General features: G+C 66.5%; 25 protein-coding genes. All 25 read left to right on the forward strand.

The window, feature by feature from the left end; all coding sequences use genetic code 11:
- Nucleotides 1-73 precede the first annotated feature (73 nt).
- Nucleotides 74-445, forward strand: a complete 372-nt coding sequence (rpsL, locus tag ACFVNO_RS13170; protein ID WP_017538026.1) for a 30S ribosomal protein S12 — start codon at nucleotides 74-76, stop codon at nucleotides 443-445.
- Nucleotides 446-447: 2 nt separating this feature from the next.
- Complete coding sequence (gene rpsG, locus ACFVNO_RS13175) at nucleotides 448-918, forward strand: 30S ribosomal protein S7 (RefSeq protein WP_220563403.1); 471 nt, start codon at nucleotides 448-450, stop codon at nucleotides 916-918.
- Between the two features lie 42 nt (nucleotides 919-960).
- Nucleotides 961-3,075, forward strand: a complete 2,115-nt coding sequence (gene fusA, locus ACFVNO_RS13180; protein WP_220563402.1) for an elongation factor G — start codon at nucleotides 961-963, stop codon at nucleotides 3,073-3,075.
- A gap of 82 nt (nucleotides 3,076-3,157) precedes the next feature.
- Nucleotides 3,158-4,351, forward strand: coding sequence for an elongation factor Tu (tuf, locus tag ACFVNO_RS13185; RefSeq protein ID WP_355262733.1), 1,194 nt, complete (start codon nucleotides 3,158-3,160; stop codon nucleotides 4,349-4,351).
- Nucleotides 4,352-4,595: 244 nt separating this feature from the next.
- Nucleotides 4,596-4,904: a 30S ribosomal protein S10 gene (gene rpsJ, locus ACFVNO_RS13190; protein ID WP_014908366.1), complete on the forward strand. Its 309-nt coding sequence runs from the start codon at nucleotides 4,596-4,598 to the stop codon at nucleotides 4,902-4,904.
- Nucleotides 4,905-4,916: 12 nt separating this feature from the next.
- Nucleotides 4,917-5,567, forward strand: coding sequence for a 50S ribosomal protein L3 (rplC, locus tag ACFVNO_RS13195; RefSeq protein ID WP_220563400.1), 651 nt, complete (start codon nucleotides 4,917-4,919; stop codon nucleotides 5,565-5,567).
- 3 nt (nucleotides 5,568-5,570) lie between these two features.
- Nucleotides 5,571-6,245: a 50S ribosomal protein L4 gene (gene rplD, locus ACFVNO_RS13200; protein ID WP_355262730.1), complete on the forward strand. Its 675-nt coding sequence runs from the start codon at nucleotides 5,571-5,573 to the stop codon at nucleotides 6,243-6,245.
- Nucleotides 6,242-6,532, forward strand: a complete 291-nt coding sequence (gene rplW, locus ACFVNO_RS13205) for a 50S ribosomal protein L23 (RefSeq protein ID WP_355262727.1) — start codon at nucleotides 6,242-6,244, stop codon at nucleotides 6,530-6,532. The genes rplD and rplW overlap by 4 nt, the downstream gene beginning before the upstream one ends.
- Nucleotides 6,533-6,587: 55 nt before the next feature.
- Nucleotides 6,588-7,427 (forward strand): 50S ribosomal protein L2, encoded by an 840-nt coding sequence (rplB, locus tag ACFVNO_RS13210; protein ID WP_073382314.1) that lies wholly within the window; start codon nucleotides 6,588-6,590, stop codon nucleotides 7,425-7,427.
- A 12-nt stretch (nucleotides 7,428-7,439) separates the two neighbouring features.
- Entirely contained in the window at nucleotides 7,440-7,718 is a 279-nt protein-coding gene (gene rpsS / locus ACFVNO_RS13215) for a 30S ribosomal protein S19 (RefSeq protein WP_220563397.1), read from the forward strand.
- 75 nt (nucleotides 7,719-7,793) lie between these two features.
- Nucleotides 7,794-8,162 carry a 50S ribosomal protein L22 gene (rplV, locus tag ACFVNO_RS13220; RefSeq protein ID WP_073382319.1) on the forward strand — a complete coding sequence of 123 codons (369 nt, stop codon included), beginning with the start codon at nucleotides 7,794-7,796 and terminating at the stop codon, nucleotides 8,160-8,162.
- Nucleotides 8,162-8,968, forward strand: a complete 807-nt coding sequence (gene rpsC, locus ACFVNO_RS13225; protein WP_220563396.1) for a 30S ribosomal protein S3 — start codon at nucleotides 8,162-8,164, stop codon at nucleotides 8,966-8,968. Before rplV ends, rpsC begins: the two co-directional genes overlap by 1 nt.
- A 3-nt stretch (nucleotides 8,969-8,971) precedes the next feature.
- Complete coding sequence (gene rplP / locus ACFVNO_RS13230) at nucleotides 8,972-9,385, forward strand: 50S ribosomal protein L16 (protein WP_220563395.1); 414 nt, start codon at nucleotides 8,972-8,974, stop codon at nucleotides 9,383-9,385.
- Entirely contained in the window at nucleotides 9,385-9,639 is a 255-nt protein-coding gene (gene rpmC / locus ACFVNO_RS13235) for a 50S ribosomal protein L29 (RefSeq protein ID WP_073382437.1), read from the forward strand. Before rplP ends, rpmC begins: the two co-directional genes overlap by 1 nt.
- A complete protein-coding gene (gene rpsQ, locus ACFVNO_RS13240) occupies nucleotides 9,636-9,908 on the forward strand; it encodes a 30S ribosomal protein S17 (RefSeq protein WP_220563394.1) in 273 nt (90 codons plus the stop codon). The genes rpmC and rpsQ overlap by 4 nt, the downstream gene beginning before the upstream one ends.
- 105 nt (nucleotides 9,909-10,013) lie before the next feature.
- Nucleotides 10,014-10,382, forward strand: coding sequence for a 50S ribosomal protein L14 (gene rplN, locus ACFVNO_RS13245; RefSeq protein ID WP_013156121.1), 369 nt, complete (start codon nucleotides 10,014-10,016; stop codon nucleotides 10,380-10,382).
- A gap of 3 nt (nucleotides 10,383-10,385) precedes the next feature.
- On the forward strand, nucleotides 10,386-10,691 hold the full coding sequence (gene rplX, locus ACFVNO_RS13250) for a 50S ribosomal protein L24 (protein WP_220563393.1): 306 nt from the start codon (nucleotides 10,386-10,388) through the stop codon (nucleotides 10,689-10,691).
- Complete coding sequence (gene rplE, locus ACFVNO_RS13255; RefSeq protein WP_220563392.1) at nucleotides 10,691-11,266, forward strand: 50S ribosomal protein L5; 576 nt, start codon at nucleotides 10,691-10,693, stop codon at nucleotides 11,264-11,266. The genes rplX and rplE overlap by 1 nt, the downstream gene beginning before the upstream one ends.
- 13 nt (nucleotides 11,267-11,279) lie before the next feature.
- The gene (locus tag ACFVNO_RS13260) at nucleotides 11,280-11,465 is read left to right on the forward strand and encodes a type Z 30S ribosomal protein S14 (protein ID WP_073382333.1); all 186 of its coding nucleotides are present in this window, start codon (nucleotides 11,280-11,282) and stop codon (nucleotides 11,463-11,465) included.
- A gap of 273 nt (nucleotides 11,466-11,738) precedes the next feature.
- Complete coding sequence (gene rpsH / locus ACFVNO_RS13265; RefSeq protein ID WP_220563390.1) at nucleotides 11,739-12,137, forward strand: 30S ribosomal protein S8; 399 nt, start codon at nucleotides 11,739-11,741, stop codon at nucleotides 12,135-12,137.
- Nucleotides 12,138-12,155: 18 nt separating this feature from the next.
- On the forward strand, nucleotides 12,156-12,695 hold the full coding sequence (rplF, locus tag ACFVNO_RS13270; protein WP_220563389.1) for a 50S ribosomal protein L6: 540 nt from the start codon (nucleotides 12,156-12,158) through the stop codon (nucleotides 12,693-12,695).
- Nucleotides 12,696-12,697: 2 nt separating this feature from the next.
- On the forward strand, nucleotides 12,698-13,078 hold the full coding sequence (gene rplR / locus ACFVNO_RS13275) for a 50S ribosomal protein L18 (RefSeq protein ID WP_220563388.1): 381 nt from the start codon (nucleotides 12,698-12,700) through the stop codon (nucleotides 13,076-13,078).
- Nucleotides 13,079-13,129: 51 nt separating this feature from the next.
- The gene (gene rpsE, locus ACFVNO_RS13280; RefSeq protein WP_073382340.1) at nucleotides 13,130-13,732 is read left to right on the forward strand and encodes a 30S ribosomal protein S5; all 603 of its coding nucleotides are present in this window, start codon (nucleotides 13,130-13,132) and stop codon (nucleotides 13,730-13,732) included.
- A gap of 2 nt (nucleotides 13,733-13,734) precedes the next feature.
- A complete protein-coding gene (gene rpmD / locus ACFVNO_RS13285) occupies nucleotides 13,735-13,920 on the forward strand; it encodes a 50S ribosomal protein L30 (RefSeq protein WP_220563387.1) in 186 nt (61 codons plus the stop codon).
- A complete protein-coding gene (gene rplO, locus ACFVNO_RS13290) occupies nucleotides 13,917-14,381 on the forward strand; it encodes a 50S ribosomal protein L15 (RefSeq protein WP_220563386.1) in 465 nt (154 codons plus the stop codon). Before rpmD ends, rplO begins: the two co-directional genes overlap by 4 nt.
- Nucleotides 14,382-14,597 lie beyond the last annotated feature (216 nt).

Raw genomic sequence — 14,597 nt, forward strand, 5'->3', positions numbered from 1 at the left:
TCGGGAAATCCAGCAGGTCAATAGCGATACGGCTACGAGAACCGGCGTAGGTCACGAGGAAGACGGAGACGCGGTGCCCACCATCCAGCAGCTGGTCCGCAAGGGCCGACAGGACAAGGTCGCAAAGAACAAGACCCCGGCGCTGAAGGGGAGTCCGCAGCGTCGTGGTGTGTGCACGCGCGTTTACACCACCACGCCGAAGAAGCCGAACTCCGCCCTGCGCAAGGTCGCTCGCGTGAAGCTGAGCAGCGGGATCGAGGTCACGGCCTACATCCCCGGTATCGGTCACAACCTCCAGGAGCACAGCATCGTGCTGGTGCGCGGTGGTCGTGTGAAGGACCTGCCGGGTGTCCGCTACCGAATCGTCCGCGGTTCGCTCGACACCCAGGGTGTCCGTAACCGCAAGCAGGCGCGTAGCCGTTACGGCGCCAAGAAGGAGAAGTAAGAATGCCGCGCAAGGGCCCGGCGCCGAAGCGCCAGCTCATCACCGACCCGGTCTACGGTTCGCCGCTCGTCACCGCACTGATCAACAAGGTGCTGCTCGACGGCAAGCGCTCCATCGCCCAGCGCGTCGTCTACGACGCCCTGGAGGGTGCCCGCGAGAAGACCGGCCAGGACCCGCTGGTCGTCCTCAAGCGGGCGCTGGACAACGTCAAGCCCGCGCTGGAGGTCCGCAGCCGCCGTGTCGGTGGCGCGACCTACCAGGTGCCGGTCGAGGTCCGCGCCTCCCGGTCCACCACGCTGGCCCTGCGCTGGCTGGTCTCCTTCTCGCGTCAGCGCCGTGAGAAGACCATGACCGAGCGTCTGATGAACGAGCTGGTCGACGCCAGCAACGGTCTCGGCGCGGCCGTCAAGAAGCGTGAAGACACGCACAAGATGGCCGAGTCGAACAAGGCCTTCGCCCACTACCGCTGGTAACCCCGCGGTTGTACAGCAATAAACCGAGGGAAGACGAGCCTCATGGCTGTTAAGACTGCGCTTGACCTGGGCAGGGTCCGCAACATCGGGATCATGGCCCACATCGACGCGGGCAAGACCACCACCACTGAGCGGATCCTCTACTACACCGGTGTGACCCACAAGGTGGGTGAGGTCCATGACGGCGCCGCCACCATGGACTGGATGAAGGAGGAGCAGGAGCGGGGTATCACCATTACCTCGGCTGCTACCACCACCCACTGGGACGACCACACCATCAACATCATCGACACGCCCGGCCACGTCGACTTCACGGTCGAGGTCGAGCGTTCGCTGCGTGTTCTCGACGGTGCTGTCGCGGTCTTCGACGCCAAGGAAGGCGTCGAGCCCCAGTCGGAGCAGGTCTGGCGTCAGGCTGACCGCTACGGCGTGCCGCGTATCTGTTTCGTCAACAAGATGGACAAGATCGGTGCGGAGTTCCAGCGCTGCGTGGACATGTTCCGCGAGCGCCTGGGCGCCAACGCGATGCCGATCCAGCTGCCCATCGGCGCCGAGGGCGACTTCAAGGGTGTCATCGACCTCGTGAAGATGAAGGCCTACGTCTGGAACGACGAGGCCGCCCTGGGCGAGATGTACGACACGATCGAGATCCCGGACACCCACGCCGACGCCGCGCGTGAGGCTCGCGACCAGTTCCTCGAGACGCTGGCCGAGGCCGACGACGAGATCATGGAGCTGTACCTGGAGGGGCAGGAGCCCACCCTGGAGCAGCTGGTCCCGGCGATCCGCCGCGCCACCATCGCCGGCACGGCGATCCCGGTCGTCTGCGGCACCGCGTTCAAGAACAAGGGCGTCCAGCCCCTGCTCGACGCGGTCGTGGCCTACCTTCCCTCGCCCCTGGACATCGAGGCCATCGAGGGCCACGACCCCAAGGACGAGAGCGAGGAGACCAAGCTCTCGCGCAAGCCCAGCAACGACGAGCCGCTGGCCGCCCTGGTCTTCAAGATCATGAGCGACCCGCACCTCGGCAAGCTGACCTACCTGCGCGTCTACTCGGGCGTTCTCCAGACCGGTACCCAGGTGCTCAACAGCGTCAAGGGCCGCAAGGAGCGCATCGGCAAGATCTACCGCATGCACTCGAACAAGCGTGAGGAGATCTCCGAGGTCGGCGCCGGCGACATCGTCGCCGTCATGGGTCTGAAGGACACCACCACGGGTGAGACGCTCTGCGACCCGCAGAACGCCATCGTCCTGGAGTCCATGACCTTCCCGGCCCCGGTCATTGAGGTGGCCATCGAGCCGAAGACGAAGAGCGACCAGGAGAAGCTGGGCATCGCGATCCAGCGCCTCGCGGAGGAGGACCCCTCCTTCCAGGTCGCCACCGACGACCAGACCGGCCAGACCGTCATCTCCGGTATGGGCGAGCTGCACCTCGAGGTCCTCGTCAACCGCATGCGCGACGAGTTCAAGGTCGAGGCGAACATCGGTAAGCCCCAGGTGGCCTACCGCGAGACCATTCGCAAGAAGGTCGAAGGCCACGTCTACACCCACAAGAAGCAGACGGGTGGTTCGGGCCAGTTCGCCAAGGTCAAGATCGACATCGAGCCCCTCGAGTCGGAGAGCGGCGACACCAGCGGCTACGAGTTCGTCAACGCCGTCACGGGTGGCCGCATCCCGCGCGAGTACATCCCGTCGGTCGACGCCGGCTGCCAGGAGGCCGCGGAGCTGGGCGTCCTCGCCCACTACCCGCTGGTCGGCGTGAAGGTGACGCTGACCGACGGTCAGTACCACGAGGTCGACTCCTCCGAGATGGCCTTCAAGACCGCCGGTTCGATGGCCTTCAAGGAGGCCGTCAAGCTGGCCAAGCCGACTCTCCTGGAGCCGGTCATGGCGGTCGAGGTCACCACCCCTGAGGAGTACATGGGTGACGTGATCGGCGACCTGAACTCCCGCCGTGGACAGATCCAGTCCATGGACGAGCGTTCCGGCGTCCGTCTCGTCAAGGCCCTCGTGCCCCTTTCCGAGATGTTCGGCTACGTGGGTGACCTGCGCAGCCGTACGCAGGGTCGAGCCAACTACTCGATGGTGTTCGACTCCTACGCGGAGGTTCCGTCCGCTGTCGCCCAAGAAATTGTGGCGAAGGTTCGCGGCGAGTAGTCGCGAACACGTAACCAATCCGGTCCCGCCCCTCGGGGCGGGCCCGGATACCAGATAGCTCTGTACGTCTAGGAGACATCCAGTGGCGAAGGAAAAGTTCGAGCGGACTAAGCCGCACGTCAACATCGGCACCATCGGTCACATCGACCACGGCAAGACCACGCTGACCGCGGCCATCACCAAGGTGCTGCACGACGCGTACCCGGAGATCAACCCCTTCACCCCGTTCGAGGACATCGACAACGCTCCCGAGGAGCGCGAGCGCGGTATCACCATCTCCGTCGCCCACGTCGAGTACCAGACCGAGGCGCGTCACTACGCCCACGTCGACTGCCCGGGTCACGCGGACTACGTGAAGAACATGATCACCGGTGCCGCCCAGATGGACGGCGCGATCCTGGTCGTGGCCGCCACCGACGGCCCGATGCCGCAGACCAAGGAGCACGTGCTCCTGGCCCGCCAGGTCGGCGTGCCCTACATCGTGGTGGCCCTGAACAAGGCCGACATGGTGGACGACGAGGAGATCTTCGAGCTCGTCGAGCTCGAGGTCCGCGAGCTGCTCAGCGAGTACGAGTTCCCGGGCGACGACATCCCCGTCACCAAGGTCTCCGCGCTGAAGGCCCTCGAGGGCGACGCCGAGTGGGGCAAGTCCGTCCTGGAGCTCATGGGCACCGTGGACCAGTACATCCCCGAGCCCGAGCGTGACACCGACAAGCCGTTCCTGATGCCGATCGAGGACGTCTTCTCGATCACCGGTCGCGGCACCGTCGTCACCGGCCGCATCGAGCGCGGCATCGTGAACGTCAACGAGACCGTCGACATCGTCGGTATCAAGGACGAGAAGCAGACCACCACGGTCACCGGTGTCGAGATGTTCCGCAAGCTGCTCGACCAGGGCCAGGCCGGCGACAACGTCGGTCTGCTCCTGCGCGGCATCAAGCGCGAGGACGTCGAGCGCGGCCAGGTCGTCATCAAGCCGGGCACGACCACCCCGCACACCGAGTTCGAGGCCCAGGTCGTCATCCTGTCCAAGGACGAGGGTGGCCGCCACACGCCGTTCTTCAACAACTACCGCCCGCAGTTCTACTTCCGCACCACCGACGTCACCGGCGTCGTGACGCTGCCGGAGGGCACCGAGATGGTCATGCCCGGTGACAACACCGAGATGACCGTCCAGCTGATCCAGCCGGTCGCGATGGAAGAGGGCCTGAAGTTCGCCATCCGCGAGGGTGGCCGGACCGTGGGCGCCGGTCGCGTCACGAAGATCATCAAGTAGCACACGCCGGGGTGGCTCCCCACGGAGCCGCCCCGACGTGCCGGGCGGGCCGCCCTCACGGCGGCCCGCCCGGCACAACGAAAAGACGTCATCGGGCTCTGTGACGGTGACGCACCGCAGGGGCAAGCCCTGTTGCGGTTTCTCAAGGGAATAGGGGCTCACGGCTGTAGGCGGATTCCGCCTGGCCTGGGCGTCTGTGACCGGACACCGTTACGGACACTGAAGCGAAGGACGAACAGGCCACATGGCGGGACAGAAGATCCGCATTCGGCTAAAGGCCTATGACCACGAGGTCATCGACAGCTCGGCGAAGAAGATCGTCGAGACTGTGACGCGAACTGGCGCACAGGTCGCGGGCCCGGTGCCGCTGCCGACGGAGAAGAACGTTTACTGCGTCATCCGATCGCCGCACAAGTACAAGGACTCGCGCGAGCACTTCGAGATGCGCACCCACAAGCGGCTGATCGACATCATCGACCCCACGCCGAAGACGGTCGACTCGCTCATGCGTCTCGACCTCCCGGCCGGCGTTGACATCGAGATCAAGCTTTAAGGACGCACAGACATGGCCACCAAGCAGATCAAGGGAGTTCTGGGCGAAAAGCTCGGCATGACCCAGGTCTTCGACGACGCGGGCAAGATGGTGCCCGTGACGGTTCTGAAGGCCGGTCCGTGCGTCGTGAGCCGGATCCGGACCCCGGACACCGACGGCTACTCCGCCATTCAGATCGGTTTCGGGCAGATCAACCCGCGCAAGGTCAACAAGCCGCTCGGCGACTACCTGCGCAAGAACGACCTGACCCCGCGCCGCCACTACGTCGAGGTCCGCACGGACGACGCCTCCGAGTACACGCTCGGCCAGGAGGTCACCGCGGACGTCTTCGAGAGCGGCCAGAAGGTCGACGTCTCGGGCAAGAGCAAGGGCAAGGGCTTCGCCGGTGTGATGAAGCGCCACGGCTTCCGTGGTCTCTCCGCCTCGCACGGCACGCAGCGCAAGCACCGCTCGCCCGGTTCCATCGGCGGCTGCGCCACGCCCGGCCGCGTTTTCAAGGGCATGCGGATGGCCGGGCGCATGGGCAACGTGCGCAAGACCGTCCAGAACCTGACCGTTCACTCCGTGGACGCGGAGAAGGGCCTCATCCTGGTCAAGGGTGCTGTTCCCGGTCCCAACGGCGGTCTGGTGCTCGTCCGCACCGCTGTGAAGGGGGACAAGTAAGCCATGGCCCAGATCGAGGTCAAGAACCCCGAGGGCGGCGCCAAGGGCAGCGTCGAGCTGCCGGAGAGCGTCTTCGCCCAGCAGGTCAGCATCCCGCTGATCCACCAGGTCGTGAACGCCCAGCTGGCCGCCGGCCGCCAGGGCACCCACGCGACCAAGACCCGCGGCGACGTCCGCGGCGGTGGTAAGAAGCCGTACCGCCAGAAGGGCACGGGTCGCGCCCGCCAGGGCTCCATCCGCGCTCCGCAGTACACCGGCGGTGGCACGGTCCACGGGCCCCAGCCCCGCGACTACAGCCAGCGCACCCCGAAGAAGATGAAGGCCGCCGCCCTGCGCGGTGCCCTCTCCGACCGGGCGCGCCACGGCCGCATCCACGTCATCAGCCACTTCGTGGCCGAGGACGCCGACGCGAAGCTCACGCAGACCGCCCTCAAGGCGCTGCGCCAGGTGACCGAGTCCGACAAGGTCCTGGTCGTCCTGGCCCGCGAGGACGAGCACAACCGACGTGCTCTGCGCAACCTCGAAGAGGTGCACATCCTCGACGCCGACCAGGTGAACACCTACGACGTCCTCTACGCGGACGACATCGTGTTCACCGAGGCGGGCTACGCCGAGTTCCTGGCTCACGCCTCCGGCGCCGCCAAGGCCGCTGCTCAGTCCGAGGAGGACGACCAGTGAGGATCCCCGACCCGCGGGACATCATCATCGAGCCGGTGATCTCGGAGAAGAGCTACGGGCTCATGGACGAGAACAAGTACACGTTCATCGTTCACCCGGACGCCAACAAGACCCAGATCAAGATCGCCATCAAGCAGATCTTCGACGTCGAGGTCACCGCGGTGAACACGATCAACCGCAAGGGCAAGCGCAAGCGGACCCGCTTCGGGTACGGCAAGCGCCCGGACACCAAGCGCGCGATCGTCAGTGTCGCGGACGGCCAGCAGATCGACATCTTCGGTCGCTAGCAGTCCCCGCCTGACCGCTCCACACCAGTAACACGTAAAGGAATGCACGAAGAAGATGGGCATTCGTAAGTACAAGCCGACGACGCCGGGTCGTCGCGGTTCCAGCGTGAGCGACTTCGTCGAGATCACGCGCTCGGAGCCGGAGAAGTCCCTGGTCCGTCCGCTCCACTCCAAGGGCGGTCGCAACGGCCACGGCCGGATCACCGCCCGTCACCAGGGTGGCGGCCACAAGCGCGCCTACCGCGTGATCGACTTCCGTCGTCACGACAAGGACGGCGTGCCGGCCAAGGTCGCTCACATCGAGTACGACCCGAACCGCACCGCGCGCATCGCCCTCCTCCACTACGTGGACGGTGAGAAGCGCTACATTCTCGCGCCCGCCGGCCTCAAGCAGGGCGACCGCGTCGAGAACGGCCCGCAGTCCGACATCAAGCCGGGCAACTGCCTCCCGCTGCGCAACATCCCCACGGGTACGTTCGTGCACGCGGTCGAGCTGAAGCCGGGTGGCGGGGCCAAGCTGGGCCGCTCCGCGGGTACTCAGATCCAGCTCCTGGCCAAGGAGGGGCGCTACGCCACGCTGCGTATGCCCTCCGGCGAGATGCGCATGGTCGAGATCTCCTGCCGCGCGACCGTCGGCCAGGTGGGCAACGCCGAGCAGTCCAACATCAACTGGGGCAAGGCCGGCCGCTCGCGGTGGAAGGGCAAGCGCCCGACCGTCCGCGGTGTGGTCATGAACCCCGTCGACCACCCGCACGGTGGTGGTGAGGGCAAGACCTCCGGTGGTCGCCACCCGGTCAGCCCGTGGGGCAAGAAGGAAGGCCGGACCCGGGCCAAGAACAAGGCCAGCGACAAGCTGATCGTTCGGCGTCGGCGCAGCGGCAAGAAGAAGCGGTAAGGAGCACGTCTGATGCCACGTAGCCTGAAGAAGGGCCCGTTCGTCGACGACCACCTTCTCAAGAAGGTGGAGTCGCAGAACGAGGCCAACACCAAGAACGTCATCAAGACGTGGTCCCGTCGGTCCATGATCATCCCCGAGATGATCGGCCACACCATCGCCGTCCACGACGGTCGCAAGCACGTCCCCGTGTTCGTGTCCGAGTCCATGGTCGGCCACAAGCTCGGCGAGTTCGCTCCCACGCGTACTTTCCGCAGCCACGTCAAGGAAGACCGCCGTAGCCGCCGTTAGTCGGTTGCAACAGGCAGTAAGAACCACGTTCTCCACGGTGAGTGGAGATGAATTTCCGTGAGCGAGGGAAAAGCGATGGGAACGAGGGCACAGGCACGGTTCGTCCGTGTTACGCCCCGAAAGGCCCGCCGGGTGGTGGACCTTATTCGCGGGTTGCCCGCTGACGAGGCACAGGCGGTGCTCCGGTTCGCGCCCCAGTCGGCGAGCGAGCCTGTTGGCAAGGTACTGGCCAGTGCCATCGCCAACGCTGAGCACAACGACAAGCTGGACCGCGAGTCGCTGGTCGTCGAGGGCGCCTGGGTGGACGAGGGTCCGACCCTGAAGCGCATTCGACCCCGTGGCTTCGGCCGGGCCTTCCGAGTCACGAAGCGTACGAGCCACATCACCGTGGTCGTCGCCGAGCGCTCGGGCGCCTCGTCCAAGACCAAGGAAAGGACCCGATAGTGGGGCAGAAGGTTAACCCGCACGGGTTCCGCCTCGGCGTCACCACCGACTTCAAGAGCCGCTGGTACGCCGACAAGTCCTACAAGGACTACGTCAAGGAAGACGTCGCGATCCGCCGCATGCTGACCCGCGGCATGGAGCGCGCCGGCATCTCCAAGGTCGAGATCGAGCGCACCCGCGACCGCGTCCGCGTCGACGTCTACACCGCCCGGCCGGGCATCGTCATCGGCCGCCGCGGCGTGGAGGCCGACCGCATCCGGACCGACCTCGAGAAGCTGACCTCCAAGCAGGTCCAGCTGAACGTCTTCGAGGTCAAGAACCCGGAGATCGACGCGCAGCTGGTCGCCCAGGGCGTCGCCGAGCAGCTGAGCAGCCGCGTGGCCTTCCGCCGCGCGATGCGCAAGGCCATGCAGAGCGCGATCAAGTCCGGTGCCAAGGGCATCCGGATCCAGTGCGGTGGCCGTCTGGGCGGGGCCGAGATGTCCCGCTCGGAGTTCTACCGCGAGGGCCGCGTGCCGCTGCACACCCTGCGCGCCGACATCGACTACGGCTTCTTCGAGGCCCGTACGACCTTCGGCCGCATCGGTGTGAAGGTCTGGATCTACAAGGGTGACGCTCCGGCCACCCGCGCCGAGCGCGAGGCGGCCCAGGCCGCGCAGCGCTCCGCCGGCGGTGGCGGTGGCGGCGGCGGTCAGCGCCGCGAGCGCCCGCAGCGCCGCCGTCGCGGCGGTGCCGCCGGTGGCGGTCAGCCGCAGAACGCCGAGGCCAAGGCCCCGGCCGAGTCCGCTCAGTCCGAGGGGAGCTGACCAGTGCTTATTCCTCGTAAGGTCAAGTACCGCAAGCAGCACCACCCGGACCTGCGCGGCAAGGCCAAGGGCGGCACGACCGTCAACTTCGGTGAGTTCGGCATCCAGGCTCTGGAGTCGGCTTACGTGACCAACCGGCAGATCGAGTCCGCTCGTATCGCCATGACGCGTCACATCAAGCGTGGCGGCAAGGTCTGGATCAACATCTTCCCGGACCGCCCGCTGACGAAGAAGCCCGCCGAGGTCCGTATGGGTTCCGGTAAGGGTTCCCCGGAGTGGTGGGTCGCGCCGGTCAAGCCCGGTCGTGTGATGTTCGAGCTGTCGGGCGTGCCCGAGGACATCGCCAAGGAGGCGATGCGCCGTGCCATGCACAAGCTCCCGATGAAGTGCAAGTTCGTTAAGCGGGAGGGGGAGTGATGGCCAAGTCCGTGACTGCCCAGGAGCTCCGCGACCAGTCCGTCGAGGACCTGGCCGAGAAGCTGAAGGAAGCCAAGGCCGAGCTCTTCAACCTCCGCTTCCAGGCCGCGACCGGTCAGCTCGACAACCACAGCCGACTGCGCACCGTCAAGCGCGAGATCGCGCGGATCTACACGATCCTGCGCGAGCACGAGCTGGGTATCGCCCCGCTGTCTGGTGAGTCGGCGCAGGAGTCGAAGGAAGCAGCCGAATGAGTGAGAACCAGACCGAGGCTCGCAGCTACCGCAAGGTGCGCGAGGGCTACGTCGTCAGCGACAAGATGGACAAGACCGTCGTCGTCGAGGTCGAGGACCGTGTGAAGCACGCCCTTTACGGCAAGGTCATCCGCCGTACGACCAAGTACAAGGCGCACGACGAGGCGAACTCCTGCGGCGTCGGCGACCGCGTCCGGGTCATGGAGACGCGGCCGCTCTCTGCGACGAAGCGTTGGCGCGTCGTGGAGATCCTGGAGAAGGCTAAGTAACCCCAGCCTGTCGGCGGCCGACACCCGTTGTCGGCCGCCGGCGCGAGGGGTGCAGACCACCTAGCCGTGCGGCAGTGGACCGCACGCATCACATCAGGAGCAGACGTGATTCAGCAGGAGTCGCGACTCAAGGTCGCCGACAACACGGGTGCGAAGGAGATTCTCACCATCCGTGTTCTCGGTGGCTCGGGTCGGCGCTACGCCGGGATCGGCGACACGATCGTCGCCACGGTGAAGGACGCCCTGCCTGGCGCTGGAGTCAAGAAGGGCGACGTCGTCAAGGCCGTTGTCGTGCGCACCGTCAAGGAGCGCCGCCGGCCCGACGGCTCCTACATCCGCTTCGATGAGAACGCTGCCGTGCTCATCAAGGACGGTGGGGACCCGCGAGGCACCCGTATCTTCGGCCCGGTGGGCCGCGAGCTGCGGGACAAGAAGTACATGCGCATCATTTCGCTTGCGCCGGAGGTGCTGTAGGCGATGAAGATCAAATCTGGCGACGAGGTCATCGTCATCGCCGGCAAGGACAAGGGTGCCACGGGCAAGGTCGTCAAGGCCCTGCCCAAGGAGGACCGTGTCGTCGTCGAGGGCGTCAACCTGGTCAAGAAGCACAGGAAGGCCAACCCGGCGGGCGGCCAGCAGGGCGAGGTCGTCACCAAGGAGGCCCCGATCCACGTGAGCAACGTCGCGCTCGTGGAAGACGGCAAGGCCGCCCGGGTGGGCTACCGCTTCGAGGAAGACGGAACCAAGGTTCGGGTCTCCCGCCGCACCGGTAAGGACATCTGATGACGGTTACCAACGACATCACGGCCCCGCCGATGCCGCGGCTCAAGGAGAAGTACCGGAACGAGATCGTTCCGGCCCTCAAGGACGAGCACGGCATCACCAACATCATGCAGGTCCCCGGTCTGACGAAGATCGTGGTCAACATGGGTGTCGGCGAGGCGGCGCGTGACGCCAAGCTCATCCAGGGCGCGATCGCCGACCTGTCGGCGATCACCGGGCAGAAGCCGCGGATCAACCGGGCGAAGAACTCCATCGCGCAGTTCAAGCTGCGCGAGGGCCAGCCGATCGGCGCCAGCGTCACGCTGCGCGGCGACCGGATGTGGGAGTTCCTCGACCGGCTGCTCTCCCTGGCGCTGCCCCGGATCCGGGACTTCCGCGGCCTTTCCCCCAAGCAGTTCGACGGGAACGGCAACTACACCTTCGGTCTGACCGAGCAGGTCATGTTCCACGAGGTGGACCCGGACAAGGTCGACCGCGTGCGTGGGATGGACATCACCGTCGTCACCAGCGCGATCAACGACGACCAGGGCCGCAGCCTGCTCAAGCGGCTCGGTTTCCCGTTCAAGGAAGCCTGAGGGGTAAGCACAGATGGCTAAGAAGGCTCTGATCGCCAAGTCGCAGCGGAAGCCGAAGTTCGGCGTTCGCGCGTATACTCGATGCTCGCGGTGCGGTCGCCCGCGCGCCGTCTTCCGGAAGTTCGGCCTGTGCCGTATCTGCTTCCGCGAGATGGCCCACCGGGGCGAGCTGCCCGGTATCACCAAGTCGAGCTGGTAGTCCCCGGCGGGGCCGACCCGCGCCCGTCCCCCTCGGATGGTGTGCGCGGAGCTCGGCCCCACCGAGGCGCCGCACGGCGTCTCACAAAGTGTCCGCCCCCTCACGGGCGGAACGGCATGATCTCAACCAATCAGGGCACGGCAGTCCCGGGAGGGACGGCGGTGCCCACGACCACGCCGAAGGTCCGGTCGTGCGTCCCCGCGGGTTCACGCGGGGAACGGGTTCTGGAAAGACCCGCACACGGAAACCGCGGTGAGGAAGGGCCAGTCGGCCATGACAATGACCGACCCGATCGCAGACATGTTGACGCGTCTGCGTAACGCGAATTCGGCTTACCACGACACCGTGGCCATGCCGTATTCCAAGATCAAGGCGCACATCGCCGAGATCCTCCAGCAGGAGGGCTTCATTCAGGGCTGGCGGAGCGAGGACGCCCAGGTGGGCAAGAACCTCGTCCTGGACCTGAAGTACGGCCCCACCCGGGAGCGTTCGATCGCGGGCATCCGACGGGTCTCCAAGCCCGGTCTGCGGGTGTACGCCAAGAAGGAGAACCTGCCCCGGGTCCTCGGGGGCCTCGGCGTGGCGATCATTTCGACGTCCGGCGGCCTGATGACCGACAAGCAGGCCAAGAAGAACGGCGTTGGCGGCGAAGTCCTCGCCTACGTCTGGTAACCAGGGAGAGATTGAAGCATGTCGCGTATCGGTCGACTGCCGATCTCGGCCCCCAAGGGCGTCGAAGTCACGATTAACGGGCAAGACGTCACTGTCAAGGGGCCGAAGGGCGAACTCAAGCACACCGTCGCCGAGCCGATCACCGTCGCGAAGGACGCCGAAGGCGTCGTCACGGTGTCCCGCCCGGACGACAAGCCGGAGAACCGCTCGCTGCACGGGCTGACCCGTGCGCTGCTGGCGAACCTGGTCGAGGGTGTCTCCAAGGGGTACGCCAAGACCCTGGAGATCCACGGCGTCGGTTACCGCGTCCAGGCCCGCGGCTCCAACCTGGAGTTCTCGCTGGGCTACAGCCACCCGGTCGTGGTGGAGCCCCCGGAGGGCATCACCTTCCGCGTCGAGAAGCCCACGCTCCTCCACGTGGAGGGCATCGACAAGCAGCTCGTGGGTCAGGTCGCGGCGAACATCCGCAGTCTGCGCAAGCCCGACCCGTACAAGGCCAAGGGCGTGCGGTACCAGGGTGAGCACATCCGCCGCAAGGCCGGAAAGGCTGGTAAGTAGGCATGGGTATCACCGTGGCCCGCAAGCGGACCGCCAAGCGCGCGACCTCGCGTGCGCGCCGCCAGTTCCGCGTCCGCAAGAAGATCTTCGGCACCGCCGAGCGTCCGCGCCTGGCCGTGTTCCGCTCCTCCAAGCACATCGTCGCCCAGGTCATCGACGACACCAAGGGTCACACCCTGGTCGCGGCCTCCAGCGTCGAGACGGACCTGCGCTCCTTCGAGGGCACCAAGTCGGACAAGTCCGCGCAGGTCGGCCGCCTCATCGCGGAGCGTGCGAAGGCCGCCGGCGTCACCACCGTGGTCTTCGACCGCGGCGGGTTCCAGTACGCCGGCCGGATCGCCAAGCTCGCCGACGCGGCGCGCGAGGGCGGGCTGGAGTTCTAGGCGTATGACCTCTGTAAAGGCTGAGAACAACCACGAGAAGAGGAACCACTGATGGCTGCAGCACCGCGGCGCGGCGCCGGTGGCGAGCGGCGTGATCGCCGTGACGATCGCCGCGGCGGCGCCGCAGACAAGGGTGTCTCCTACATCGAGAAGGTCGTGACCATCAACCGGGTCGCGAAGGTCGTCAAGGGCGGCCGTCGCTTCTCCTTCACCGCCCTGGTCGTCGTCGGCGACGGCAACGGCATGGTCGGTGTGGGTTACGGCAAGGCCAAGGAGGTCCCGGCCGCGATCGCCAAGGGTGTCGAGGAGGCGAAGAAGAACTTCTTCCGCGTCCCCCGCATCCAGGGCACGATCACGCACCGGGTCCAGGGTGAGGCCGCCGCCGGCGTCGTCCTGCTCCGTCCGGCCGCCCCGGGTACCGGTGTCATCGCCGGCGGCCCCGTGCGCGCCGTCCTGGAGTGCGCCGGCATCCACGACATCCTGAGCAAGTCGCTCGGGTCGTCCAACCCGCTGAACATCGTGCACGCCACGGTCGCCGCGCTCAAGGGGCTCAACCAGCCCGAGGAGATCGCCGCCCGCCGTGGCCTGCCGATCGAGGACGTCGCCCCGGCCGCCATGCTGCGCGCTCGTGCTGAGGCGAAGGCAGGAGCCTGACCATGGCCAAGCTCAAGATCACGCAGACCCGTTCCAAGATCGGCGGCAAGAAGAAGCAGCACGCTGCTCTGCAGTCGCTGGGCCTGGGCCGGATCGGCAAGTCCACCGTCCGTGAGGACCGTCCCGAGGTGCGCGGCCAGCTCATGATCGTCTCGCACCTGGTCACTGTCGAGGAGGTCGCGGAATGAGCGACTACAACCCCGACGAGCTGCTCAAGCTGCACCACCTGCGGCCCGCCCCGGGCGCCAACAAGGCCAAGATCCGCAAGGGTCGCGGCGAGGCGTCCAAGGGCAAGACCGCCGGTCGCGGCACCAAGGGCACCAAGGCTCGTAACACCGTCCGCCCCGGCTTCGAGGGCGGGCAGATGCCCCTCATCCGCCGGGTGCCCAAGCTCAAGGGCTTCAGCAACGCCAGGTTCAAGAAGACCTACCAGGTCGTCAACCTGGACAAGCTGAGCGAGCTGTTCCCGGAGGGCGGCGAGGTCACCGTGGCCACGCTGGTGGCCAAGGGCGCCGTTCGCAAGAACGAGCTCGTCAAGGTGCTGGGCACCGGTGAGATCACCGTCGCCGTGCAGGTGAGCGCTGACGCGTTCTCCGCCTCGGCGAAGGAGAAGATCACCGCGGCCGGTGGCACCGTCACCGAGCTGTAGGGGTCAACCCCGCATGCGCACACTGGGGCGCCCGCCCGGGCCGGTCGGAGAACGATCGGGCCGGCGGGCGCCCCGCGTGCTTGTGAGTGTTGATCGTTATGACTCGCGAACTCAACAGCACGGTGATGGCTGTTACAGTGCCATCTGTTTGACCTCACCGCTTGACGTAGTGTGAGTACTTCCGAGCACCGGGCCACCGCCCGGGGCTGCCGTTCA

Origin of the sequence: Nocardiopsis sp. NPDC057823, from assembly GCF_042797335.1 — a bacterium.
Taxonomy (GTDB): domain Bacteria; phylum Actinomycetota; class Actinomycetes; order Streptosporangiales; family Streptosporangiaceae; genus Nocardiopsis; species Nocardiopsis changdeensis.

Excerpts from the sequence above, each read along its gene's own strand:
- rpsG (WP_220563403.1), top strand. The coding sequence starts at position 448 with ATGCCGCGCAAGGGCCCGGCGCCGAAGCGCCAGCTCATCACCGACCCG.
- fusA (WP_220563402.1), top strand. The coding sequence starts at position 961 with ATGGCTGTTAAGACTGCGCTTGACCTGGGCAGGGTCCGCAACATCGGG.
- rpsJ (WP_014908366.1), top strand. The coding sequence starts at position 4,596 with ATGGCGGGACAGAAGATCCGCATTCGGCTAAAGGCCTATGACCACGAG.
- rplC (WP_220563400.1), top strand. The coding sequence starts at position 4,917 with ATGGCCACCAAGCAGATCAAGGGAGTTCTGGGCGAAAAGCTCGGCATG.
- rplD (WP_355262730.1), top strand. The coding sequence starts at position 5,571 with ATGGCCCAGATCGAGGTCAAGAACCCCGAGGGCGGCGCCAAGGGCAGC.
- rplB (WP_073382314.1), top strand. The coding sequence starts at position 6,588 with ATGGGCATTCGTAAGTACAAGCCGACGACGCCGGGTCGTCGCGGTTCC.
- rpsS (WP_220563397.1), top strand. The coding sequence starts at position 7,440 with ATGCCACGTAGCCTGAAGAAGGGCCCGTTCGTCGACGACCACCTTCTC.
- rplV (WP_073382319.1), top strand. The coding sequence starts at position 7,794 with ATGGGAACGAGGGCACAGGCACGGTTCGTCCGTGTTACGCCCCGAAAG.
- rpmC (WP_073382437.1), top strand. The coding sequence starts at position 9,385 with ATGGCCAAGTCCGTGACTGCCCAGGAGCTCCGCGACCAGTCCGTCGAG.
- rpsQ (WP_220563394.1), top strand. The coding sequence starts at position 9,636 with ATGAGTGAGAACCAGACCGAGGCTCGCAGCTACCGCAAGGTGCGCGAG.
- rplX (WP_220563393.1), top strand. The coding sequence starts at position 10,386 with ATGAAGATCAAATCTGGCGACGAGGTCATCGTCATCGCCGGCAAGGAC.
- rplE (WP_220563392.1), top strand. The coding sequence starts at position 10,691 with ATGACGGTTACCAACGACATCACGGCCCCGCCGATGCCGCGGCTCAAG.
- ACFVNO_RS13260 (WP_073382333.1), top strand. The coding sequence starts at position 11,280 with ATGGCTAAGAAGGCTCTGATCGCCAAGTCGCAGCGGAAGCCGAAGTTC.
- rpsH (WP_220563390.1), top strand. The coding sequence starts at position 11,739 with ATGACAATGACCGACCCGATCGCAGACATGTTGACGCGTCTGCGTAAC.
- rplF (WP_220563389.1), top strand. The coding sequence starts at position 12,156 with ATGTCGCGTATCGGTCGACTGCCGATCTCGGCCCCCAAGGGCGTCGAA.
- rplR (WP_220563388.1), top strand. The coding sequence starts at position 12,698 with ATGGGTATCACCGTGGCCCGCAAGCGGACCGCCAAGCGCGCGACCTCG.
- rpsE (WP_073382340.1), top strand. The coding sequence starts at position 13,130 with ATGGCTGCAGCACCGCGGCGCGGCGCCGGTGGCGAGCGGCGTGATCGC.
- rpmD (WP_220563387.1), top strand. The coding sequence starts at position 13,735 with ATGGCCAAGCTCAAGATCACGCAGACCCGTTCCAAGATCGGCGGCAAG.
- rplO (WP_220563386.1), top strand. The coding sequence starts at position 13,917 with ATGAGCGACTACAACCCCGACGAGCTGCTCAAGCTGCACCACCTGCGG.